A 25,498-nucleotide genomic window follows, 5' to 3' on the forward strand; every position below is an offset into this window, starting at 1 on the left:
AGTACAATGAAAAATATATCAAACCGAATCATATTGCCTGCCGCATTGCTGGTAATGGCTGTAAGCAGCTGTACCAAAATGAAGGATACAGGTACACTTAACACCGGTGGTTATACTGATACTACTGTTGCTTTAAAAGATGTGGGTAAGGGTGGTTATATAGGTGTTGCCATTGATTATCCTGCCATGATCACCAACTCTGCTTATGCGGGCGTAGTTAAAAGAGATTTCAGCCAGGTTACTTTCGGCAACCTGATGAAACATTCTTCGATCGTGGATAATAACGGTAACCTGGTATTTACCAATACGGATGCACTGGTTGCTTCTGTTGGTTCTATGGATATTTTCGGACACACGTTGGGGTGGCATTCGCAGCAAAATACTACTTACCTGAAAAATTATTCAGGCTTAGTGGTGCCTGCGGCTACAGAACTGGCTACCAACCCGGGTTTTGAGTCGGGTATGACAGGCTGGTCGATCTTTAACACCAATGGCGCCACCATTGCAGCCAGTACTGCAGCCGGCGATGCCAGGACCGGTACAGGTTGTATGAAAGTGATCAACCCTACTGCGCAAACCGGTAACCAATGGAAAGTGCAGGTATCAAGCTCTGCATTTGCCACTACTCCCGGTAAGCAATACACGATATCTTATTACGTAAAGGCTGCGTCTCCAAACGGCTCTATCCGTTTGTCTACCGGCCCTACTGCTGCACAATACCAGGGCGATCAAACCATTGGTACCACTTACCAGTTGGTATCATGGACCATTACTGCAACATTAGCTTCCACTACTTTCTTATTTGATATGGGCCAGGTAGCCAATACTTACTATATTGATGATGCCAGTGTAAAGGAAGTAATACCTGTTCCCGGTGGTGCACAAATTGCTGCCAAACTGGATACCGCATTGGGCCAGTTCGTTACAGGAATGGTGAACCATTATAAAGGCAAAGTAAAAGCATGGGATGTGGTGAATGAACTGGTGGATGATAATGGTAACCTGCGTAACAACAGCAATACCAATATCACACCATCTGATGTGCTGGTATGGTCTAACTATTTAGGAAGGGATTATGCGCTGAAAGCATTCAACTATGCAAGTGCTGCAGATCCAACAGCATTATTGTTTATCAATGATTATAACCTGGAATCAAGAGCGGTGAAACTCGATTCACTGATCGCTATGGTAAAAGAACTGAAAGGCAGGGGTGCAAAAATTGATGGTATCGGTACACAGATGCACATTTCAAGAACCACCAGCTATGATGGTATTGACCAGATGTTCAAGAAACTGGCTGCAACGGGTTTAAAGATACATGTATCGGAACTGGATGTTAAGATCAATCCAAACGTTGTTCCTGGTTATATACTTACACCAATGGAAGAAAATTACCAGGCACAGATGTATAATTACGTGGTAGCGTCTTACCTGAAGTATGTGCCGGCCGCCCAGCAATATGGTATCACTGTGTGGGGTGTATCGGATAACACCAGTTGGTTGTACAATAGCGGTAAAGAATTCCCATTGATGTACCATGCTGATTTTTCAAAGAAAATAGCTTACTCTGGCGTGCTGAATGCGTTAAGAGGAAATTGATATTAATGCGATCTAAAAATCTCCTTACAGTATTATTGTTATTCTGTGTATGCACAATGCATGCACAGAATAATAATGCTGGTATCACGATAAAAAAAACAGCCGGCTTTCCGCAGTTCCTTATTAATGGAAAACCATTTTTAATGCTGGGCGGCGAGCTGGGTAATTCAAGTACATCGAATATTGATTATTTAAAACCCAGCTGGAAGTATTTGCAGCAAATGCACCTGAATACCGTACTGGTACCTGTGTACTGGGAATTGCTGGAACCGGAAGAAAATAAATTTGATTTTACATTGGTGGACGGCATGATTGCCGATGCCCGGCAGCATAATATGAAAATTGTTTTTCTGTGGTTTGGTACCTGGAAGAACAGCATGAGTTGTTATGCACCGCTCTGGATGAAAAAAGATCCCAAACGTTTTCCGCGAACACTGGATACTGCCAGCCGCAGCCAGGAAATATTTTCTGCTTTTGGCAAACAAACCCTTGAAGCGGATAAAAAAGCCTTCGCTGCTTTAATGCGCCACACAAAGGAATTTGACGGAACAGACAAGACCGTTATCATGGTGCAGGTGGAAAACGAGATCGGGATGCTACCCACATCAAGAGAATTTTCTGCAACAGCAGATAGTTATTTCAATACCAAGTTGCCCGCTGATCTGATGTCCTGGCTTCAAAAAAATAAAAATAACCTGGTACCCGAACTGAAGGAAAAATGGGAGAAGCAAAATTTTAAAACCAACGAAAACTGGAAGAATACATTTGGCGAAGGTGTATGGACCGATGAAATATTCCAGGCATGGTACTATGCCCGTTACACCAACGAAGTAGCACTTGCCGGAAAAAAAGAATACGACCTGCCGATGTATGTGAATGCTGCATTACCAAGGCCGGGTAAACTGCCGGGACAATATCCCAGTGCGGGACCATTGCCTCAGGTAATGGATATCTGGCAGGCTGGCGCTCCGGCACTTGATATGTTGTCGCCGGATTTTTATAATCCCAGCACAAAATACTGGTGCGACCTGTATGTAAGGAATAACAATGTATTGTTTGTACCCGAAATGCAGTTTGATAAAACCTGTGCGGCCAAAGCATTTTTTATCATCGGTCATTATAAAGCTTTAGGATTTTCACCTTTTTCTATTGAGTCGGAAAATAATGCTTCCGTACCGCTTGCAAAAAGCTATGATGTATTACAGCAGTTAACACCATTCATTGTAAATAAGCAATGGATGGATATGGATGGTTTTTTACTGGATAAACAGAACAAAAGTATTTCGGTAAAAATGGACCAATACAATTTGACGGTATCACACGAAGCAACTTTATCCTGGTCATCTGAAGCAAAAGATTCAGTATGGAGTACAACCGGTGGCATGATATTGCAGACCGCTCCCGGCGAATTCTTAGTAGCAGGCACCGGCATAGTGGTTACGTTTGAAAATACAGATAAAAACCTGGTCACCAATATAGCAGCAGTGGATGAAGTGCGCTATGAGAATGGCAAAGAAATAAAAGGCCGCAGAATGAACGGCGACCAGGATCACCAGGGAAGGCATGTACGTTTCTCTGTAGGCGAATGGGGAATTCAAAAAGTACAATTGTATAACTCCCCCGCAAAAATTGATAATTGACCGTAAAGGGTATACTTTGACGGGACACTGATAAAAACCTTTTCTCGTTTTAGCAGTTGGTAGGAGGGATGTTCTGCATCCTTCCTTTTTAATTTTTTATGTAGATTATGTTTATTGATTACCTATATTTTTGTGTTTGATAATTTATTGAACAGAAAAGAATAAAGATCAAACCATGGAAAAAATATTAATGCACCAGACCATGCGCTGGTATGGACCCAATGACCCGGTATCGCTTGCAGATATTGCACAGGCAGGCTGCAAAGGCGTGGTAACGGCATTGCACCAGGTACCCGTAGGAGATGTATGGACAGTGGCAGCAATTGAACAACGCAAAAAAATGATCGAAGAAGCAGGGATGACCTGGACGGTGATTGAAAGCCTGCCGGTGAGCGATGATATTAAAAAACAACGCGGCGATTATTTACAACATATAGAAAACTACAAGATCAGCCTGCGCAATGTGGCTGCCTGTGGTTTAAAAGTAGTGACCTATAATTTTATGCCGGTGTTGGACTGGTTGCGTACCGATGTAAATTATGCATTGCCCAATGGTGCCACAGCGCTTTATTTTGAAAGGTTATCATTTGTGGCTTTCGATCTTTTTATGCTGCAGCGCCCTAATGCGGAGCAGGATTATAGTGCTGAAGAAATTGAAAAAGCAAAACAGCATTTTGCTTCCATGACCGAAGAAAAAAAGAAAAAAGTATTTCATAACGCCATGCTTGGTTTACCCGGCAGCGATGATGCTTTTACTCCCGAACAGGTATTGACCGCTTTAAGATCCTACGATGGTATTGATGCTAAAAAACTAAAAGAACATTTATTTTATTTTCTGCAGCAGGTAGTGCCTGTTGCAGAAGCATGCGGCTTAACGATGGCTATACATCCCGATGATCCGCCGTATCCTGTACTGGGTTTACCCAGGATAATGAGTACGGAGCAGGATGCTGCAGATCTTATTGCTGCTGTACCTTCCAAAGCCAATGGTCTTTGTTTTTGCACCGGTTCGTTCGGTGCAAGGGCGGATAATGATTTGGTAAAAATGATCCGCCGCTTTGGCGATCATGTACATTTTTTGCATTTAAGAAATACCAAAAGAGATGGTGATGGTAATTTTTTTGAAGCCAATCATTTGGAAGGCGATGCAGATATGTATGCGATAGTAAAAGAAATACTGGAGTTAATGCAACGCAGGAATATTTCGTTGCCTATGCGCCCCGATCATGGTCACCAGATGCTGGACGACCTGCAAAAGAAAACCTATCCCGGTTATTCTGCCATAGGAAGATTAAAAGCGCTGGCAGAATTGCGTGGGGTGGAATATGCTTTAAGCAGAACGCTATAAAATAAAAATATCATGAAGCTATTGCGGCTGATCATTGTTACAACTTCAATGTTGCTCTTCAGCAAAGTGCAGGCGCAATATTTTACTAATCCAATACTGGCAGGTTTTTATCCTGATCCCAGTATCTGCAAGGCTGGCAATGATTATTATATTGTCAATTCTTCTTTTGCCTATTATCCGGGGCTTCCCATATTTCACAGCAAAGACCTGCTGAACTGGCAACAACTTGGTTATGCACTCAACAGGCCGGAACAATTGAACCTGGATGGTGCAGGTGTTTCAAGAGGATTGTTTGCACCAACGATGCGTTACCACGATGGTGTTTTTTATATTCTTTGTACGTTAATAGATAAGGGCGGCAATTTTATTATCACCGCAAAAGATCCTGCAGGGCCATGGAGTGATCCCACCTGGCTGCCGCAGGTAAAAGGCATTGACCCTTCTATTGATTTTATTGATGATAAAGCGTACATCGTTTACAACAGTGATCCACCGGATAATAAATCATTGTATGACGGACACCGCACCATAAGAATGTATGCATTTGATTACCGGAATTTAAAAGTAACCGGCGAAGAAAAATTGCTGGTGAATGGCGGAACGGATATCACGAAGAAGCCTATCTGGATAGAAGGGCCGCATTTATATAAAGTGGGTGCTTATTATTATTTGATGTGCGCAGAAGGGGGAACGGGTTATAATCACAGCGAAGTGATTTTCAGAACTAAAAGCCTGGATGAGCCATTTGTATCTTACCAAGGTAATCCCATCCTTACACAACGAACTTTAGACCCCACAAGAAAATATCCTGTAACAACCACGGGGCACGCCGACCTGGTACAGGCAACGGATGGCAAATGGTGGGCAGTGTTTTTAGGCTGTCGCCCTTACGAAGGTGATTTTTATAATACCGGTCGTGAAACTTTTATGGCGCCTGTAGAATGGAAAGACGAATGGCCTGTGATAAACCCTGCAAATGCGTCTGTCCAATACCATTATACTATTGATTCAAGATGGAGAAAAACTGGTGAACGGTTTTCGGGTAATTATTATTTCAGGGATGATTTTAATAAAACTGCTTTAAATAACCGCTATAGTTTTTTACGTACTGTTAGAAACCAATGGTATAGCCTGGATGCAAAGAAGGGCATGCTTACAGTGGATCTGCAGCAGCAAACCTGTTCAGGAAAAGAGAATCCTTCCATGGTTTGCTTCCGGCAACCGCATTTAAAAGGAACTGCAGCCACCGAAATGAATTTTACCGCAGCAAATGAAAAGGAACAAGCCGGTCTAATGATCTTTCAAAGTGAAAATTATTTCTATTTTTTGTGCCGCTCTGTACAGGAGGGCAAACCTGTGATACAATTGCTGAAAGGTAAAGGCGCTGATAAAACAGCAACACAACCGGAAGTGCTGGCATCAAAATCGATAGACGTGAAAAATACCACGGTGTTTTTCAAAATAGCTGCCAATGGAGATCAATATGATTTTTATTTTGCCACTCAAAAAAATAAATGGCAGTTATTAAAAGATCATGTGGATGGAAAATTCCTGAGTACAAAAGTTGCAGGAGGATTTGTGGGTAGTATGTATGCAATGTACGCCACCTCCAACGGAATAGCTTCTACAAATAAAGCGCAGTTCAATTGGTTTGAATGCAAGAATGACGATACAATTTATAAGGAAAAATAAAGGGTGATAATGTATACCATAAAATTTCGATTGACTTTATTAACGTTGAATTGTGTAACAATTATCAGTTGCAATAACAACAGCGACGCTAAAGAAAGCAGGAACGACACCACTGTAAAAGCAACGCAGGCAAAGGAATATTTTTCACAACCACTCGTATCAGATATTTATACTGCCGATCCCTCTGCACATGTTTTTAATGGAAAGATCTATATCTATCCTTCCCACGATACTGCTACCGGTGTGCCGCAGGATGAACAGGGTAGTCATTTTGATATGATGGATTATCATATTCTCTCTATGGATGCTGTTGGAGATAAAGTAACCGATAATGGTATTGCATTGCACATAAAAGATATTCCCTGGGCTGCAAAGCAGCTGTGGGCGCCCGATGCAGCTTTTGCCAATAATAAATACTATTTGTATTTTCCTGCAAAGAATAAACAAGGCTTTTTCCAGGTGGGCGTTGCTACCAGTGACAAACCTGAAGGGCCATTCGTTGCAGAAAAAGAACCCATCAAAGGAAGTTACAGCATCGATCCATGCGTATTTAAAGATGATGACGGTAAATTTTATATGTACTTCGGCGGCATCCGGGGCGGGCAATTACAAAGATGGAATAACAATAAATACGACAGCACAGCGAAGAACCGTAAGCCGGAAGAACCGGCTATTCAACCAAGAATGGCAAAGCTTACTGCGGATATGAAAGAATTTGCCGAGCCTGTAAAAGAAATACAGCTATTGGATAAAAACGGAAAACCATTTATGGAAAAAGATAATGACAAACGCTTTTTTGAAGCATCGTGGATGTTTAAAAAAGACAGTAAGTATTATTTTACCTATTCAACGGGAGATACACATTTTATTTGCTATGCAACAGGCAGCAGTCCTTATGGTCCATTTACTTACCAGGGTGTGATCTTAAACCCTGTTGATGGCTGGACCAATCACCAGTCTATAGTTGAAATTGGTGGTAAATGGTATTTGTTTTATCACGATGTACAGTTAAGTGGTAAAACGCATTTGCGTAATGTAAAAGTTACAGAGATGAAATTCAACAGCGATGGCAGTATTCAAACGCTGAATTCATTTAAATGATCACGGATATAAAATAAGCCGGATGAAAAAGATATTTTCGATCGCACTATTATTTTTTGCAGTTAAAGGCAACGCACAGGATTATAAATCATTTCCTATGTGGAATTATAACCTGCCCATTGAGCAGCGGGTAAATGATGTGGTAAGCCGTTTAACACTGGAAGAAAAAGTGCACCAGATGCTGAATGCCACACCGGCCATACCCAGGCTGGGTATTTTGGCCTACGAATGGTGGAACGAAACATTGCATGGCGTTGCAAGAACACCTTTCCGTGTAACTTCCTATCCGCAAGCCATTGCAATGGCGGCAACCTGGGACAGTAACTCACTGTACCGCATGGCCGATTATTCTGCAATGGAAGGAAGGGCGATCTACAATATTGCGATCGAACAGGGCAGAACAAAGGACCGTTATTTAGGTTTGACCTATTGGACACCCAATATCAATATATTCCGTGACCCACGCTGGGGCCGCGGACAGGAAACCTACGGTGAAGATCCTTTTTTAACTGCGATGATGGCAAGGGCTTTTGTAAGAGGCTTACAAGGCGAGGATCTAAAATATTTAAAGGCTGCGGCCTGCGCCAAACATTTTGCAGTGCACAGCGGACCTGAACCCAGCAGGCATGTTGATAATTTTAATCCTTCCACTTACGATCTGTGGGATACGTATTTACCTGCCTTCAGGGAACTGATCACCAAGGCAAATGTAGCCGGAGTGATGTGTGCATACAATGCAGTGAATACACAACCCTGTTGCGCCAATGATCTTTTAATGAATGATATTTTACGCAATCAATGGAAATTTAACGGGTATGTTACAAGTGATTGCTGGGCCATTGATGATTTTTTCAAGTACCATAAAACGCATAAGGATTCCATTACTTCTGCAGTGGATGGTGTAATGCACGGAACAGATATTGAGTGCGGTACTTCAGTATATTATACTTTGGTGAATGCAGTAAAGCAGGGCCTGATCACTGAAGCGCAGATAGATGTTTCGCTGCGCCGTTTATTTACTATCCGTTATCGCCTCGGTATGTTCGATCCGCCATCGATGGTGAAATATACCAATGCGCCGCCATCAACACTGGAAGCGCCGGAACATAAAGCGCTGGCATTAAAAATGGCACAGCAAAGTATTGTACTGCTAAAGAATGCGAACAATACTTTACCATTGAAAAAAACGATCAAAAAAATTGCAGTGATCGGTCCTGATGCCGATAACCGTGTGGCCGTATTGGGAAATTACAATGGTATTCCATCGGAAATTGTTACCGTGCTGGATGGTATAAAAGCAAAGCTGGGCAACAATGCAGAAGTGGTGTATGAAAGAGGAACAACATTTGTAAATGATACATTACTGGTATATGCAGATGTAAGCAAACAATTTTCGTGGGAAGGGAAACAGGGTTTTAAGGCGGAGTATTTCAATAATAAAGAACTGAATGGAGCTGCAGTTGCCGTAACAACAGAAAGCAATGTCGATCATTTTTGGCAGGAAGGAGAAACGGTTACAGGAAATATTATGGCAACAAATTTTTCTGCACGATATACCAGTAACTATACTGCTGCAACCGATGGCAGTATAACATTTGAAGTGGATGGAGATGATGGGTATAAATTAATGATCAATGGAAAAGATGTGATCAATACCTGGACACGCAACCGTAATGGTGCAAGAACCTATTTGTTAAAAACACAAAAAGATACGGTATACAAAATGGTGCTCGAGTACTGGCAGGGTTCAGGCAAAGCAAATATAAAATTAAGGGCAGGCAATTTTGAGCGCTCTGATTTTACAACAGTTGCAAATGCTGTTAAAGATGCGGATGCAATTGTGTATGTGGGTGGCATTTCACCACAACTGGAAGGTGAAGAAATGCAGGTGAATGCACCGGGCTTTAATGGCGGCGACCGAACAACTATTGCATTACCCGCTGTGCAGACAAAAATGATGCAGGCATTGCATGCAACGGGCAAACCGGTTGTGTTTGTAATGATGACCGGCAGCGCTATTGCAGCCACCTGGGAAGAGGAGAATATTCCGGCCATTGTAAATGCATGGTATGGCGGGCAAAGTGCAGGTACAGCAGTAGCCGATGTATTGTTTGGCGATTATAATCCTGCAGGAAGATTGCCGGTTACATTTTATAAAACAGAAAAAGACCTGCCCGGCTTCAGCGATTATTCTATGAAAGGAAGAACCTATCGCTATTTTACGGGTGAAGCATTGTATCCCTTTGGTTATGGGTTGAGTTATACAACTTTTAAATACAGCAATTTAAAATTGCCCGCAACTGTTGCAAAAGGAAAAAATACAACGGTGAGCGTACAGGTTACCAATACAGGCAAAATAGACGGAGAGGAAGTAGTGCAGTTATATGTTGCCAATCAAAATAAAGCGCTGCATGCGCCTGTAAGAGCATTAAAAGGCTTTCAACGCATTGCTTTAAAAGCGGGGGAGAGCAAAACAATAACATTCACTTTGAAGCCTGCAGATATTTCGCTGGTGAGTGAAGAAGGAAAATTGTACCAGCCGACAGGACAGATGGAAGTAAGTGTGGGAGGAGGACAACCAGCTGTAAAAAATAAAACAACCAGCAATGTACTGTCCAAAATGATAAAAGTGTTATAAGCATAAAGCCTACTGATGCAATATTAAATGGATCGAAAATGAAAAAAATACTTATCCTGCTATTCCTGTTTCCGCTTGCGGTTTTTGCACAACAGGATTCCATTGTTTCCGGGGCGTATGAATGGCAGCAGCCGGTGATGCAGAAAAATAAGATCGCGTCAACTATCCTGGTGCAGGGCAAAGCGCACGATTTTGAATGGATGCAATTAAATTCCAATGCTATTTATGGAACAAAGCCGGTAAAGCTGAAAGTGCCTGTGGACTTGGAGGAAGTGATCATCGTAAGATTGGGAGCTATACGTATTCACTTAGGTGATTCTGTTTTTGTATTAACGCCCAATAGTGTAGCAGTGTTGATGCCGGGACAAAAATATGTACTGCAAAATGCAATAAATGAGCCTACTCAATTTTATACCATGCAGTACCGTAAAAAGAATTACAGTGAAGAAAGGAAGACGCCGGTGACCAGGTCGTTTGTAAAGATGGATAAAGACATACCTTTTAAACCCAATACAATTGGCGGCGGCAGAAGAGATTTTTTTGAATGCGCTACAGTAATGCAAAAACGTTTTGAGATACACCTGAGTACTTTAAAAGAAGGCATCCGCAGTCACGATCCTCATACGCACAAGGCAGAAGAGATCGTGCTGATGATCAGCGGGGACACGGAAATGCAGGTAGGCGATCAGTTTAAAAAAGTGAACCCGGGTGGGTTTTATTATTTGGGGAGTAATGTATTGCATGCCATTAAGAATACCGGAACAACACTAGCCACTTATTTCGCAATCCAGTTTGAATAGGGGTTCAAAATTCTACGGTGCGGAATTATGTAAATTTTTTCAGGGATGAGATGTTAAATTGCCTGTACGATCGCAACGCAACATCAATACTCCACCAATAAAAATTTGCTAATGAAAAAAATGATTGTAACGCTGTTTGTATTACACTGTTTTGCAGTAAACGCACAGCAATATCCCCGTGTAGATATTCCCGGTTCTGAAGTAAGAACCATTACATCGAATATTGTTGCAGGGCAACAATATGAACTACACATTTTATTGCCGGGCGGTTATGCCAACAGCACCAAAAAATATCCCGTTGTTTATTTAATGGACTCGCAGTGGGATTTCCCGGTTGTGAAATCGATCTACGGGCAACAATATTTTGATGGCTTTATCCCGGAACTGATCGTGGTAGGTGTAACATGGGGTGGTGTAAAACCCAACCCTGACAGCCTGCGTGCAAGAGATTATACACCTACTAATGAAGCAAGATTACCCCAAAGCGGCGCAGCGGATAAGTTCCTTGATTTTATGAAAAAGGAATTGTTCCCCTTCATGAATACCAATTATAAAGTGGATGAAAGTAACCGGACACTGATGGGTTGCTCGCTGGGCGGATTATTTACGCTGTACACCTTATTCACACATACCGATATGTTTACCGGTTATGCAGCAGCAAGCCCTGCAGTAGGTTGGGATAATGAAGTGTTGTATAAATATGAAAAGATATTTACAGCAAAAAAACAGGAAAAACAATTGCGTGTATACATGACAGTTGGAGATGTAGAGCGCAGCCGGCCGGTATTCGAAAAATTTGCTGCTGCAATGCAGGCACAGCATTATAGCAATGTAAGCCTTCGTTCAAAAGTATTGGAGAACACCGGGCATTCGGGTACCAAAAGTGAAACTTACTCCAGGGGATTGCAATACGTGTTTGAAAAGAACCGGTTAAAATTCAGCAATGAAGAATTGAAAAAATACACGGGTACCTACCAGGCGGGTGATAACACAATTGAGATCAGGAATGAGAATGATCAACTGGTATGGTACAATGCTGCTGATAATAAGTTTGCGCTGTTTGCCAATACCAGTCAGCATTTCTATGCCACGCACGAATTCTTTAATGTATATTTTAAAGAGACCGATGGAAAAATAACCGGCTTCGACCTGGCAAAGTACGGATCAACACAATCATTCACTAAAACAAAGTAGTATGAAAAAGATCATCACATTGATATGCTACTCACTTTTTTTTATGAATGTTGTAATGACACAAAAAAATGCTGTCGGCGTTTTTGAAGAACACCAGGATGTGGGCAACCCCATTTTAAAGGGCAATACGGTTTATAATGCTGCTGATCAAACTTATCTGCTATCAGCAGGAGGTAAAAATATCTGGGCCAAGCAGGACCAGTTTCAATTTGCCTGGCAAAAAATAAAAGGCGATTTTATTATTAAAGCCACGGTACAGTTTATTGGCAAGGGTGTAGACGGGCACCGTAAACTGGGAGTAATGGCCAGGGATAAATTGACCACTGATTCAAAATATATTGATGGTGTTTTTCATGGCGGGCAGCCATTGAACACTTCAATGCAATACCGGCAGATAGATGGCGACACTACTGGGCAACTGATCATCTCGCCCGTTCACCCTACAGAAATTGAATTTGAACGTGATGGCAATACCTTCACTTTTTCTGCTGCTACTTTTGGTGAAAATTACAGGGTAGTGAGTAAAGAAATGAACATGAATGAAGAGCTGTATGTTGGCATTTTTTTATGCTCACATGCAGATACTGTAATGGAAAAAGCGGTCTTCAGCAATGTAAGGATCATCATCCCGCCTTTTAAGAATTACAAACCTTATAAGGATTATATCGGCAGCCACTTGGAAGTAATGGATGTGAGTACGGGGCTTAGAAAAATTTTATACAGTGCACCCAATTCGTTGCAGGCGCCTAACTGGACACCCGATAACAAAAGCCTGTTGTATAGTTCAGAAGGATTGCTGTATAAATATGATCTGAAAACGGGCGCAGTGAGCAAAATAAATACCGGTACAGCCGATGATCTTAACAACGATCATGTATTATCCATGGATGGGAAAATGCTGGGTATCAGTAATCATTTGGGCGGTAAGTCCACCATATTTATTTTACCAACAACAGGCTCGGATAAGCCGGAGCAGATCACATCCGATACGCTCATCCCTTCTTACCTGCATGGCTGGAGCCCAGATAAAAAAAGATTGATCTTTACCGGCCTTCGCAATAAGCAATGGGATATCTGGGCCATTGATATCGCTACCAAAAAAGAAACCGTATTGACCAATGATATCACGCTGGATGATGGTTCGGAATATACACCGGATGGTAAGTGGATCTATTTTAATTCTGTAAGAACGGGCGCTATGAAGATATGGCGCATGCGGCCCGATGGCAGTAATCCCGAGCAGGTAACCTTTGATGAGTACAATGATTGGTTCCCGCATATTTCTCCCGATGGTAAATGGATCGTTTATATTTCTTTCTCCAAAGAGATCGATCCCACTACACATCCTTTTTACCAGAAGACTTATATCCGTTTAATGCCATTAAGCGGAGGTGTTCCGAAGAATATTGCTTATGTATATGGCGGACAGGGAACGATCAATGTGCCATCCTGGTCGCCGGATAGTAAACAGATCGCATTCATCAGCAATTCGCAAATAAAATAAAAGAGTAAATGAATAAACGGTTGCTGATATTATGGTTGTTTTATTTGCAGTTGCACAACAGCCCGTTTGCACAAGGGCTCTTTAAAAAATTTCCACAAGGAAGATCACCGCAGGAGATTGGGATGAAATTAGCACAAACATTCATCAACGCCCCGCATGGCGTGTACAATGCGCCGGGCACTAAGCCGCATATTCCTTATTTTGAAGTATGTAACTGGTATGGTGCGCTAACTTTCGCTGCGCTTACTAATAATAAAGCGCTAAGAAAAAAATTAGTGGAAAGATATCTTCCTTTAATGGATAAAGACTCTGCTTTGTTACCGGTGCCGGATCATGTGGACTATACTGTATTTGGCGCTTTGCCGTTGGAGCTTTTTTTACAAACGAAGGATAGCACTTATTTTGTAACAGGAAGATATTACGCAGATAAGCAGTGGCAGGCGCCTGAAGGGCCACGGGTAATTCCTGCTTCTTTCGATTATTACAAGGATGGTTTTACGTGGCAAACGAGGCTGTGGATAGATGATATGTATATGATCACTTTACTGCAGGCGCAGGCTTACCGGGCCACCGGCGATATCAAGTATATTGAAAGAGCAGCTAAGGAAATGGTATTGTATTTAGATAAACTGCAGCAACCCAACGGGCTTTTCTATCATGCTGCAGACGTACCGTTTTACTGGGGCCGTGGCAATGGCTGGATGGCTGCAGGTATGACGGAACTACTGCGGGTATTGCCGGAAAAAAATATAAATTATAAAAGAATTTTGAGTGGGTATCAATTAATGATGTCAACTTTACTGCAATGCCAGGCTGCAGATGGCATGTGGCGGCAATTGGTGAATGATACAGCTTCATGGAAAGAAACTTCCTGCACCGGAATGTTTAGTTTTGCAATGATAACGGGAGTAAAGAATGGCTGGCTAAGTGTAAAGGATTATGGAAATGCTGCTTTAAAAGGATGGCTGGCATTGACCACTTACATTAATGAGGAGGGGCTGATAACAGATGTTTGTGAAGGAACAGGTGCAAAGAACGACCGGCAATATTATCTTGACAGAAAAAAAATAACAGGAGATTTTCATGGACAGGCACCGGTACTTTGGTGCGCCAGCGCATTGTTAAGAACAAAAGAAAAAAAATAACAGGATGAAGAAAATTGTATTGGTAGTAGGCATGTTTTTGTTACTGTGCAATGTGTTTGCACAGGTAAAATTACCCGCATTGATCAGGGACAGTATGATACTGCAGCGGGATGCAAAATTAAAAATATGGGGATGGGCTTCGGCCAAAGAAAAAGTTGCAGTAACATTTAATAACAAAACTTATAAAACAGTTACCGGTAACGAAGGCAAATGGGCATTAACGCTTCCTCCTCAAAAATCAGGCGGCCCTTATCAAATGAAAATAAAAGGTACTAATGAAATAACACTGAAAGAAATTCTGATCGGTGATGTTTGGTTTTGCTCTGGTCAATCGAATATGGTGCACCAGATGAATATACATGATGTTACCTATGCTAATGATATCGCTACCGCCAATTACCCGGCCATCAGGCAATTTTTAATTCCCACCATCACTAACATGAACGGGCCACAGGATAATTTGCCTGGAGGTTCGTGGAAAGCTGCAATAGGCGAAGAAGTAAGACCGTTTTCTGCCGTGGCTTTTTTCTTTGCCAGGAAATTATATGAAACATACCATATCCCCATCGGCATCATTAATGCAAGCTGGGGAGGTACACCTATTGAAGCATGGACAAGTGAAGAAGGATTGAAGGATTTTGCAGCAATGAACAGTACACTTCAAAAAAATAAAGACACGGCTTATATAAATGATCTTGCAAGAAAAGCAGCAGCTTACAATGCAAAAATGGTAAGACCTGTACAAGATAAAGGCGTAACCGGGCCGAAACCCTGGTATGATATTACTTATGAACCAAAGGAATGGAAGACCATTGCTGTGCCGGGCTATTGGGAAGACCAGGGCATAAAGAACCTGGACGGGATAGTATGGTACAGGAAAGAAATTGAAGTACCTGCAAGCATGCCGGGCAAACCTGCAAGAGTTTTTCTCGGAAGAATTGTTGATGCTGATGCAGTTTATATGAATGGAAAAATGATCGGTACTACCGGTTACCAATACCCGCAAAGAAGATATGCAATACCCGCAGGCATTTTACAGGCGGGGAAAAATATTATCGTGGTAAAAGTTACCAATAATGCCGGCAAAGGTGGATTTGTTCCTGATAAGCCTTATTGTTTATTTGCAGGTAATGATACCATAGATCTGAAAGGTTACTGGCAATATAAAGTAGGAGAAGTGTTTACTCCCGCACCTGCAGCGCCAATGGCCATTGCTGCACAAAATCAGCCTGCAGCTTTATACAATGCAATGGTGGCACCGGCCATCAATTACACTATCAAAGGATTTGTATGGTACCAAGGTGAGGCTAACAGCAGCAGGGGTGCAGAGTATGCAAAGCTGCAACCTGCACAGATCGCAGACTGGCGCAATAAATGGGGAGAAGGTGATATTCCATTTTTATATGTGCAGCTGCCCAATTTTATGGATGCCAATTACCTGCCATCCGAAAGCCAGTGGGCTGAGTTAAGAGAAGCGCAGTTAAAGTCATTATCTGTCAATAATACCGGGATGGCTGTTGCTATTGACCTGGGTGAATGGAATGATATTCATCCCGATAATAAAAAAGCAGTGGGAGACAGGTTGGCATTGATAGCCGATAAGATAGCTTATGGAAAAGACATTCTTTATTCGGGACCACTCTTTCAATCAGCAACTGTTGAAGGTAATAAGATAACTATCTCGTTTACGAACACGGGCAGCGGACTTATTGCCAACGATAATGAAGCGTTGAGAGAATTTGCCATTGCAGGAGCGGATAAAAAATTTGTTTGGGCCAAGGCAATCATTGAAGGAGATAAGATCATTGTTTCCAGCGACGTGGTAACTAACCCGCTGTATGTGCGGTATGCCTGGGCAGATAACCCGGATGTAAATTTGTATAATAAAGAAGGCTTGCCTGCATCACCTTTCCGGACAGACAACTGATGTGTTCAATTATATGATCGCTTTAAATATTCAAACAGGATGAAACAATATAGCTTTTTGTTATTGCTGCTATTGGGTATCAATGCTGCATCCAAAGCGCAGGTTACAACCATCGACAGCAGCAAATATCCAAAACTGCAAACATTCACAGCGCAGGAAGATCATGATAATATGATGCAGCAGCTGGGTATCAAAAAATTAAGGCCTGGCCCGAGCGGTAATGAATCGGCACCTAATCATGCCAATTATGATGAAGCTGCAGCGAATCCCTGCCCGCAGTTGCCGGATATACTTACACTGAATAACGGTAAAAAAGTTACCACAACTGAAGCCTGGTGGCAGCAACGCCGCCCCGAAATTGCTGCAGCTGTAGAAAAGGAATTGTATGGCCGTATTCCCGCTAACGTACCTGCAGTTAGCTGGACTGTTAAAATAACCGATCGTGAATTCATTGGCCGTACACCTGCAATAGTAAAACAGTTAGTAGGTCATGCTAACAATGATGCATACCCGCTGATAAATGTGGACATCAATATGATGGTGGTATTGCCTACCAATGTAAAAGGGCCTGTTCCTGTACTGATGATGTTTGGGGTACCGTCTTTTCCGGCACCGGCGCAGCCATCGCCTGCCGAAATGGAAAAACTGAATGCAGTGTTTAAACAGATGATGCTGCAATACGACCCTTCGCTGAAAGCTATTTTTGATAAATATCCTGCATATAATCCTGTAACAAGATTACCAGGCCCCAACTTTTTTGCATTACCTGCGGTAGAAAATTTATCTTCAACAGAGCAATTACTTGCTGCGGGTTGGGGTTATGCCACGATCGATCCTAACAGCATACAGGCCGATAACGGCGCCGGGCTTACAAGAGGGATTATTGGATTGGTGAATAAAGGGCAACCGCGTAAACCTGATGATTGGGGATCATTGCGTGCATGGGCCTGGGGTGCTGCACGTGGCCTGGATTATCTTGAAACAGATACAATGGTGGATGCCAAAAAAGTGGGCATTGAAGGCGTATCACGCTATGGCAAAGCAGCATTGGTCACACTGGCATTTGAACCACGTTTTGCGGTTGGTCTCATCGGCTCATCCGGTAAAGGCGGCGCCACACTGGAGCGTCGTGTGTTTGGCGAAGCCGTGGAAAGTTTGACCAGTTCCGGCGAATATCACTGGATGGCTGGCAATTATTTAAAATACGGAACGGAAGAATCTTCATTCGGAAGAAAAACGGGTTGTGATCTTACTGTAGATTCGCATGAACTGATTGCATTGTGTGCACCAAGATTGACCTTTATCAGTTATGGAATTCCTGAAAAGGGTGATGCCAAATGGCTGGATCAAACGGGTAGTTATATGGCCACTGTAGCGGCAGGCGTGGTATTTAAATTATTAGGAGCAAAAGATATTGGCGTAAGTAATGATTATATGAAAGAGAAAATGCCCCCGATGCTTACGGATATGCTGGACGGCGAACTGGCCTGGCGGCAACATGATGGCGGACATACCGATGCGTCCAACTTTAAATATTTTATTCCATGGGCGAGTAAATTTTTGCACTATAACAGAACACAATAAACAACAGTAAACGAATAACAGATCATGATGAAATTTCTTTTAGTGATAATGACAACCTGCATTATGCTGCAGGCACAGGCGCAGACAGGTAAAGTATGGAATGGAAAAAAATGCGCCGTAGTATTGACCTATGATGATGCGATCGATCAGCACCTGGATAATGCGCTGCCCGTACTGGATTCGCTGAAACTGAAAGCAACATTTTATCTCACTGCTTTTTCTGCTTCTATGCAAAAGCGTTTGCCCGAATGGAAGGCACTTGCTGCGAAGGGTTATGAACTGGGTAACCATACCTTATACCATCCCTGCGATGCATCAATGCCCGGAAGAACCTGGGTGCAACCTGAAAATGACCTGAGCAAGTACACCGTAAAGAGAATGGAAAATGAAGTGCGCATGACCAATCTTTTTTTGTATTCGCTGGATGGCAAAACAAAAAGAACATTTGCTTATACCTGCGGTGATATGAAAATAGGCGATTCCTTATTTATGAATGGTATGAAAAAAGATTTTGTAGCGGCAAGAGGTGTAAGAGGCGATATGCATACGATCGATAAAGTAGACCTGTACAATACCGATTGCTATGTGGTAAATAATAACAGCTTTGCAGATATGAAGCAATGGGTGGATAAAGCGATGGCCACTAATTCGCTACTCATCATTCTTTTTCATGGTGTTGGTGGTGGCAATGGCCTGGATGTTACACTGGATAATCATCGTAAAATATTAAGCTATATCAAGCAAAACGAAAAAGATATCTACATAGCACCTATGCTTGAAATGGCAGAATACATTACAACCTGGCAAGCCAATAAACACTAATTTTTGGCCACGAATTACACGGATTTTCACTGATCATTTCTCTTATCCGTGTTAATTAGTGTAATCCGTGGCAAACTTCATTCGTGTAATTCGTCGTAATTAGTGTAATAAATCAATTTTCTTTCCCGATTTAACAGCAGCATAAATAGCATCAATAATTTTCAGGTCTCTCAAGCCTTCTTCACCATCAATGGGCACAACGGGTTGCTTTCCTTCTAAAATAATTGCCGCCATTTCATCCATCTGCACAGTTTGGTGTGTCTTATGTTCCTGCATCAGTTCGCCTTTATTGGTTTTGCCTTTAATAGGGCCATAACCGGTAGAAGGCTGCATTTCTGCAAAACCTTTTTCTGCATTCAAATAAAAACGATCTAATCCATTCATCATGTAAGTAGATAAACAGGAAGCCACCGCACCGCTGGGAAAGCCGAGTTGAAATTGTATCGTTTCATCCACACCTTCTTTGAATTTTTCAGCATCTGTTTTTGTTTCCTGCGCTGTTACCCAAACCGGTTCTTCGCCTATCATATAACGGGAACCATTAACCGCATATATTCCAATATCCATCATAGAACCACCGCCGGCCAATGCTTTATTCAACCGCCACTGCGTGGGATCGCCGATGCGGAAACCACATAAGCCCTGGAAGAAAAGTACTTTTCCCATTTCACCTTCTTTCCGCATGCGGATCACTTCCAAAGTTTTTGGTTCAAAGTGCATGCGATAACCCACCAGTAATTTTACGTTGGCCTTTTTACAGGTATCGATCATTGCTTTACCTTCTTTTGCATTCAATGCCATGGGCTTTTCGCAAATAACATGCTTGCCCGCTTTGGCAACACGTATAGCCTGGTCTTTATGAAGTGCATTGGGAGTAATGATGTACACGGCATCAATATCAGGATTGTCTTTAATGGCGTCAAAGTTTTCATAGTTATAACAGTTCTTTCCAGGAATATTATATTTAGTTTGCCAGGCTGTTATTTTAGCAGGCGTACCGCTGATAACACCCACCAGTTTTACTTTAGTGCAGGATTGAATTGCTTCTGCCACACGGCTGCCGTAACTACCCAGGCCCATAATGGCCACACGCAATACAGGTCCATCATAAAAACTATCACGGATGTGTTTTTCCATATTGGCAAAACCATCTTTTGATAAGAGCGGTAAGGCAATAAGCGTACCGGTAAGTTTCTGTAAAAAATTACGGCGTGTGTTCATGGTTGACAATTTTTAATGTTGAGAAGTTTTAAAATTTGCGGCGATATTTTACCGCTCCGAAGGAGTCCTTTGGACAGAGAAAAAGAGAGGCAGAGTTCACGCAGAGCATCTCTGCGAAGACTCCTTTTCTCTCGTTCTCTGCGGTGAGTGATCGCAACCTCACTCACAATAAGCCTTTTAAGAATCGATAACTACAGTTACTTAACTGAATATCCTGTCATGCGAACGCTTCTCATCCCACTGCGGTGTTGGCGCAAAATAAGTTTTATCAGATGCATGTAGGTGTTGCTTTACCACTTCATCATTCAACTCAATACCTAAACCAGGCGCTGTTAATGGAAGATTGGCAAAACCTTTTGTGATCAGTTGACGACCATCAGTTGTCTTCACCAGGCTTTCCCACCAGGGCAAGTCAATGGAATGATGTTCTAATGCTAAAAAATTTTGTGTGGCTGCAGCACAATGTACATTCGCCATGAATGAGACCGGCGTGCCAGCCTGGTGCATCGCCATCGCAATGCCATGTTCTTCTGCATAATCACCGATGCGTTTTGTTTCCAGTAAGCCGCCCGATGTAGCAAGATCGGGATGCACAATATCCACCGCATGGATATCGATGAGCGGCTTAAAATTTTTCAACAGGTAAATATCTTCTCCTGTCAGCAACGGTGTTTCCAACGCATCCGACATCATTTTCCATTGATCTGTCAATTCCCACGATACTACATCTTCCAGCCAGGCCAAACGATATTTTTCAACCGCACGTCCCAGGCGAATACCATTATTAAAATCAAAATGTCCATAATGATCGGTGGAGAGCGGGATATCATAACCCAGCATGCCTCTTACAGTGTCCACTAACTTTGCCAGTTCATCCAAACCTTTATCGGTGATCTGTATCTGTGTAAATGGATGTTGTGTATTACCATACGACATGTAATTACTCTGATCGCCCCATTGCGCTAAATTACCCTGGTCATTTTGCCAGAATTTATCATTCACTAATGCACCGGGAATACCTTTTAATTCACCAATACCGAGATCCATCTTTAACCACGTGTACCCCTGCTCGTTAATACGGTAGTTCATTAATTTTTTTTGTTCTTCAGGAGAACCGGCTTCAGGTGTATCTGCATACAATCTTATTTTATCACGGTAACGGCCGCCCAATAATTGCCAGCAGGGCACATTATAGGCTTTACCAACAATGTCCCATAAGGCCATTTCCACACCACATACACCACCGGCCTGTCGGCTTTGCCCACCAAACTGTTTTATCGATTTAAACAATTGTTCTACGTTACAGGGATTTTTCCCCAGCAAACGGCTCTTCAACATCAATGCATAACGTTCATCAGCGCCATCCCTTACTTCGCCCAAACCATAAATGCCCTGGTTGGTATCAATGCGGATAATGGAAGTGCGGCCAAGTACTGTAGTGGTGGCATACCGCATATCCGTTATTTTTAATTCTGACGGGCTGGAATAACGGCTCACCTTTTGTGTGCTCTGTGCGATCAATTCTTCAATCGGCGCAAATGCAAAAGCGCCACCCAACGTGATACCGCCCAGCATCGATTTTTTTAAAAAAGAACGACGCTGATTTTCGGGTTCAGCCGGTATATTATTTTCTTCAGTTACATCCTGGTCTTTTAAACCTAATTTTTGTAAATATTTTTGTGATGCTGTCATAATAGTAATTTTTTATTTAGTACAATGAATACTTTTAAAATTTTAAACTCTTCACCAATTGAATATTGAACATTCTGCACCCAATATCTACCAGGTTCGGTCCTTCATAAACTGGTCCAGCTCCTGTCTTGTCATCGGTAATTTATCCGGGTTATCATCGAGCCATTTTAAAAAATCTTTTTTGATCTCCTCTGTCCATTGTGTATCGATCTGGCCGGGTGTATATTTCTGTTCACGCAAACGCTGATGACCAAACGCATCCCGCAATGCAATGAACTCTGCATTCAGCACCACTTCTTCCACTAAGTAAGCAGGAATAAAAACAACGCCTCCTTTTTTTGCGAGTGCAACATCACCGGGCAATACGGTAGCACGGCCAATACGTATCGGCACATTAATGCCACCCAACATCATCTGTTGTATATAGGAAGGATCATATCCTTTTGTCCACGCATTAAAACCTTTGATCTCATCCAGTCCTTCAATATCCCTTACCGAACCATAAAAGATAACGCCCCGTAATGATTTGGCATAAATGGAATTGCCCAAGTTATCGCCGATCAAAGTGCCATCAATAATTTTTCCATAACTGTCAGCTACATAAATGTCCCCATTCTTCAAAACATCAATGGGCCACGAATTGGTGGCACCGATGCGCCCCTCTGCTTTACCTTTTTCTTTGATGATCTTATCTACATCAGGTCTAAGCGGCAGGTATTGCGCTGTAACCACTCTTCCCGTCATCACCGAATCGGGATGTTCCACCATCCAGTCGCCTTCAAACTGGTTTTGAAAACCTTTGTTACGGAGAATGCCCCAGGCTTCTTCCAGGTGTACTTTCTTCAATCGCTCCAGCCACTTGTCAGCGACCTTGGGCCTGCCATCTGCAAAACGTTCACCCTTCCAGTCAGGCGTATACGCTTTTATTTGCTCGGGAGTTAAAGTGACCTGTTGTGCAGTTGTTGTTAAAAAGCAACTTAACAGTAAATAAAAAACAAGACTGATCTTTTTCATACATGCAATGATTTAGTGAACAGGAATAATGCGTTATTGAAGGTTGGCGATCGCTTCAAACTCAGCATTGAATTTTTTGCTTAACCTTTCAAATATGCCGGTGTAATTTTTATAGATGGCATTGTGTTGTTTATTGGGTTTAAAAGTTTCGCTGAATTCCACGCTTTTGGCCGCAGCGTCCAAATTTTTATAAATACCCATGGCGGTAGCGCTTAATAAAAAAGTACCGAGACCAACACTACTGGTATTTTTGCTCACGCTTACAGGCTTATTAAAGATATCGGCGATCAGCTGGCTGCAGAATGGAATGGTACCAAAGCTACCGTTCACCGAAAGGCTTTTAATACTGCGGTGTTCTTCCAGTGTTTTTCCAATACTGTACATTTCATATAGAATGCCTTCAATGGTAGCACGTACAAAATGTTTTTGTTCATGGTTAATGTTCAAACCAAAATAAACACCTCTTGCATTGGCATTCCATATCGGCGCTCTTTCGCCGAGTAGATAAGGGAGAAATAATAGGCCATCTGATCCTGCTGCCACCAGCGAAGCATCGTTGATCAGTTCCATCATGCTGCTTTCTATATCATAAGCATTCTTAAAATCACCGAATTGCTTGGTAAACCATTCAAAGATGATCCCTCCGTTGTTAGTAGGTCCGCCGCTCACGTAATAGCCTTCAGTCAATACGTAATTAAAAAAACGTTGTTGCTCATCTTTTAAAATTTCTTTGCCTACCACTCTCATGGCGCCGCTGTCTTCAATAGTTATAGTGGCTTTACCTTCTTCCCATACGCCTGCGCCCAAAGTGGCCATGCAACCATCGCTGCTGCCGGTAATGATCTTCGTGTCAGCCGAAAGCCCCAATGAAGTTTGATACTCCTTGCGCAGTTTGCCTTCAGCATGAAAAACGGGCACCAGTGCCGGCAATTTATTTACGGCAATACCGGCATGGTCCAGCGCATCAGCATCCCATTTTAATTTGTGAATATTGAATAATCCGGTTGCAGAAGCAAGGCTATAGTCAATGATATACTCTCCTGTTAACTGCTGAATGATATAGGACTTAATGGAAAGGAATTTATTCGTTTTTTTAAAGCGTTCCTTGTCCTTATTTTTCATCCAGGTAATCTTTACCAGTGGCGACATTGGATGAATAGGCGTGCCGGTTGCTTTATAAATATTTTTTCCCAGCGTGCTTTCTTTTAATTTTTTTGCTTCGTCTTTTCCACGATTATCAGCCCAGGTAATTACATTGCCCAAAGGCACGCCATTCTTATCAATAGGCAATACACTATGCATGGCAGCGCTGAAACAGATGGTCAGCACTTTATATTTTTTAGCATGCACGGTTTCTGTCAAAAAATTCTTGAGCACATACAGCATGGTAATAAACAATTGTTCAGGATCCTGTTCGCTGTAATCGGGCTCCGGATGAAAAGTAGGATAGATGCCTTTTGCAGAACCAATAACATTTCCTGCAATGTCAAAAGCAAAAACCCTTACTGCACTCGTACCGAGCTCAATGGTAATAATGCATTCCTTCTGCGTGGTATTAGTCTTGCCCATATGAAATATTTTTTTTCCTGAAATCACTGGGCGTATAGCCCGTGAGTTTTTTGAATGTTGTTGCAAAATGCTGTGATGAATAAAAACCTGTATCCAAAGCGATATCTGTTACACTCAGGTTATTTTGTTTTAATAACTTGGTAGCTTCCGAAATACGGATAGTAATGAGGTAATTCAAAGGAGAAAAACCGGAATAGCTTTTTACTTTTTCTGTGAACGTGGTGGTACCTAATCCCACCATGGCAGCCATTTCCTCCACCGTCCAGTTATGCGATAAATTTTTACGCAATGCCTGCTCCAGGTTCATGAATGATTGCGGGAAATCGCGATGCGTATTGTTTTGTAACGTAAGCTTGCGTGCGATCAAAATAAATAATTCATCTATCAACTGGTTCACCCTTGTGCTGTAACCGATCTGTTGATTGAATAATTCCTGCTGCAGTTCGTTTAATATCCTGCCTGCTTCTTTTATTTTAGAAAGTATCGGCGTATCACAGAGCTTGAATATTTTTCCAATTGCCAGTAATTCATTTTTTGGGATATTGCTCCACTTACCGAGCATCATCCTGTCGGCAGGCTCGGGTTTATTCACTTCAATACATAACCAACAGATCTTACCAATATCCAGCACGCCTTTTTGTCCGCCCAATTTATGACCTGGCTGTATCAATGCCAGATCACCTGGGTATAGAATATGATGATGATCATTGATCGTCCATTCAAATTTTCCTTCCAGCACATAAAATATCCTGATGCTGTTGGTGGCATCTTCCGTAAATGAATTGAGGTGAACAGCAGTGTTGCGCTTGATCGCAAATTCAAGGATATGCGAAAACGAATCCAGTTCTTTTGAATGGCCCTGTTGAAAAAGGAACTGGTTCATGCAATCGTTATTAAGTGTTCTAAAATACTGCAATTCTGTTTAAAACCTATCCTGAATTTTATGCAATATCAACTTTCCTTTCACAAAACATGTTCAAAATTCAACGTAGTTTTTTATTGGAAGTT

18 protein-coding genes are annotated in these 25,498 nt (G+C 42.1%); 13 read left to right on the top strand and 5 right to left on the bottom strand.

Annotated elements, in window-relative coordinates; genetic code table 11:
• Window positions 1-6 precede the first annotated feature (6 nt).
• From QM738_RS11105 to QM738_RS11165, 13 genes are all read left to right on the top strand, one after another.
• On the top strand, window positions 7-1,599 hold the full coding sequence (locus QM738_RS11105) for an endo-1,4-beta-xylanase (protein ID WP_462276785.1): 1,593 nt from the start codon (window positions 7-9) through the stop codon (window positions 1,597-1,599).
• Between the two features lie 5 nt (window positions 1,600-1,604).
• Window positions 1,605-3,239, top strand: coding sequence for a GH35 family beta-galactosidase (locus tag QM738_RS11110; protein ID WP_462276786.1), 1,635 nt, complete (start codon window positions 1,605-1,607; stop codon window positions 3,237-3,239).
• Window positions 3,240-3,414: 175 nt separating this feature from the next.
• Window positions 3,415-4,587: a mannonate dehydratase gene (gene uxuA, locus QM738_RS11115; RefSeq protein WP_462276787.1), complete on the top strand. Its 1,173-nt coding sequence runs from the start codon at window positions 3,415-3,417 to the stop codon at window positions 4,585-4,587.
• Window positions 4,588-4,599: 12 nt separating this feature from the next.
• Window positions 4,600-6,279, top strand: a complete 1,680-nt coding sequence (locus tag QM738_RS11120) for a glycoside hydrolase family 43 protein (RefSeq protein ID WP_462276788.1) — start codon at window positions 4,600-4,602, stop codon at window positions 6,277-6,279.
• A gap of 9 nt (window positions 6,280-6,288) precedes the next feature.
• Complete coding sequence (locus tag QM738_RS11125) at window positions 6,289-7,380, top strand: glycoside hydrolase family 43 protein (protein ID WP_462276789.1); 1,092 nt, start codon at window positions 6,289-6,291, stop codon at window positions 7,378-7,380.
• A 22-nt stretch (window positions 7,381-7,402) separates the two neighbouring features.
• A complete protein-coding gene (locus QM738_RS11130) occupies window positions 7,403-10,018 on the top strand; it encodes a glycoside hydrolase family 3 C-terminal domain-containing protein (RefSeq protein ID WP_462276790.1) in 2,616 nt (871 codons plus the stop codon).
• Window positions 10,019-10,056: 38 nt separating this feature from the next.
• Window positions 10,057-10,818, top strand: coding sequence for a cupin domain-containing protein (locus QM738_RS11135; RefSeq protein WP_462276791.1), 762 nt, complete (start codon window positions 10,057-10,059; stop codon window positions 10,816-10,818).
• A gap of 111 nt (window positions 10,819-10,929) precedes the next feature.
• Window positions 10,930-12,012 carry an alpha/beta hydrolase gene (locus QM738_RS11140; protein WP_462276792.1) on the top strand — a complete coding sequence of 361 codons (1,083 nt, stop codon included), beginning with the start codon at window positions 10,930-10,932 and terminating at the stop codon, window positions 12,010-12,012.
• 1 nt (window position 12,013) lies between these two features.
• Entirely contained in the window at window positions 12,014-13,516 is a 1,503-nt protein-coding gene (locus QM738_RS11145) for a TolB family protein (RefSeq protein WP_462276793.1), read from the top strand.
• 8 nt (window positions 13,517-13,524) lie between these two features.
• Window positions 13,525-14,661, top strand: coding sequence for a glycoside hydrolase family 88/105 protein (locus tag QM738_RS11150; RefSeq protein WP_462276794.1), 1,137 nt, complete (start codon window positions 13,525-13,527; stop codon window positions 14,659-14,661).
• 4 nt (window positions 14,662-14,665) lie between these two features.
• Window positions 14,666-16,588: a sialate O-acetylesterase gene (locus QM738_RS11155; RefSeq protein WP_462276795.1), complete on the top strand. Its 1,923-nt coding sequence runs from the start codon at window positions 14,666-14,668 to the stop codon at window positions 16,586-16,588.
• Between the two features lie 39 nt (window positions 16,589-16,627).
• Window positions 16,628-18,172, top strand: coding sequence for an alpha/beta hydrolase family protein (locus QM738_RS11160; RefSeq protein ID WP_462276796.1), 1,545 nt, complete (start codon window positions 16,628-16,630; stop codon window positions 18,170-18,172).
• 24 nt (window positions 18,173-18,196) lie between these two features.
• Window positions 18,197-18,994 (top strand): polysaccharide deacetylase family protein, encoded by a 798-nt coding sequence (locus tag QM738_RS11165; protein WP_462276797.1) that lies wholly within the window; start codon window positions 18,197-18,199, stop codon window positions 18,992-18,994.
• A 99-nt stretch (window positions 18,995-19,093) separates the two neighbouring features.
• Here QM738_RS11165 and QM738_RS11170 read toward each other — a convergent pair whose 3' ends face one another.
• The 5 genes from QM738_RS11170 to QM738_RS11190 form a co-directional block, all read right to left on the bottom strand.
• Complete coding sequence (locus QM738_RS11170) at window positions 19,094-20,215, bottom strand: Gfo/Idh/MocA family protein (protein ID WP_462276798.1); 1,122 nt, start codon at window positions 20,213-20,215, stop codon at window positions 19,094-19,096.
• 201 nt (window positions 20,216-20,416) lie between these two features.
• The gene (locus QM738_RS11175; protein WP_462276799.1) at window positions 20,417-21,907 is read right to left on the bottom strand and encodes a mandelate racemase/muconate lactonizing enzyme family protein; all 1,491 of its coding nucleotides are present in this window, start codon (window positions 21,905-21,907) and stop codon (window positions 20,417-20,419) included.
• Between the two features lie 87 nt (window positions 21,908-21,994).
• Window positions 21,995-22,921, bottom strand: coding sequence for an RraA family protein (locus tag QM738_RS11180; RefSeq protein ID WP_462276800.1), 927 nt, complete (start codon window positions 22,919-22,921; stop codon window positions 21,995-21,997).
• A 33-nt stretch (window positions 22,922-22,954) separates the two neighbouring features.
• Window positions 22,955-24,490, bottom strand: a complete 1,536-nt coding sequence (locus QM738_RS11185; protein WP_462276801.1) for a gluconokinase — start codon at window positions 24,488-24,490, stop codon at window positions 22,955-22,957.
• Window positions 24,477-25,373 carry a helix-turn-helix domain-containing protein gene (locus tag QM738_RS11190; RefSeq protein WP_462276802.1) on the bottom strand — a complete coding sequence of 299 codons (897 nt, stop codon included), beginning with the start codon at window positions 25,371-25,373 and terminating at the stop codon, window positions 24,477-24,479. Before QM738_RS11190 ends, QM738_RS11185 begins: the two co-directional genes overlap by 14 nt.
• Between the last annotated feature and the right edge of the window lie 125 nt (window positions 25,374-25,498).

The organism is Ferruginibacter sp. (assembly GCF_049840995.1).
Lineage (GTDB): Bacteria > Bacteroidota > Bacteroidia > Chitinophagales > Chitinophagaceae > Ferruginibacter.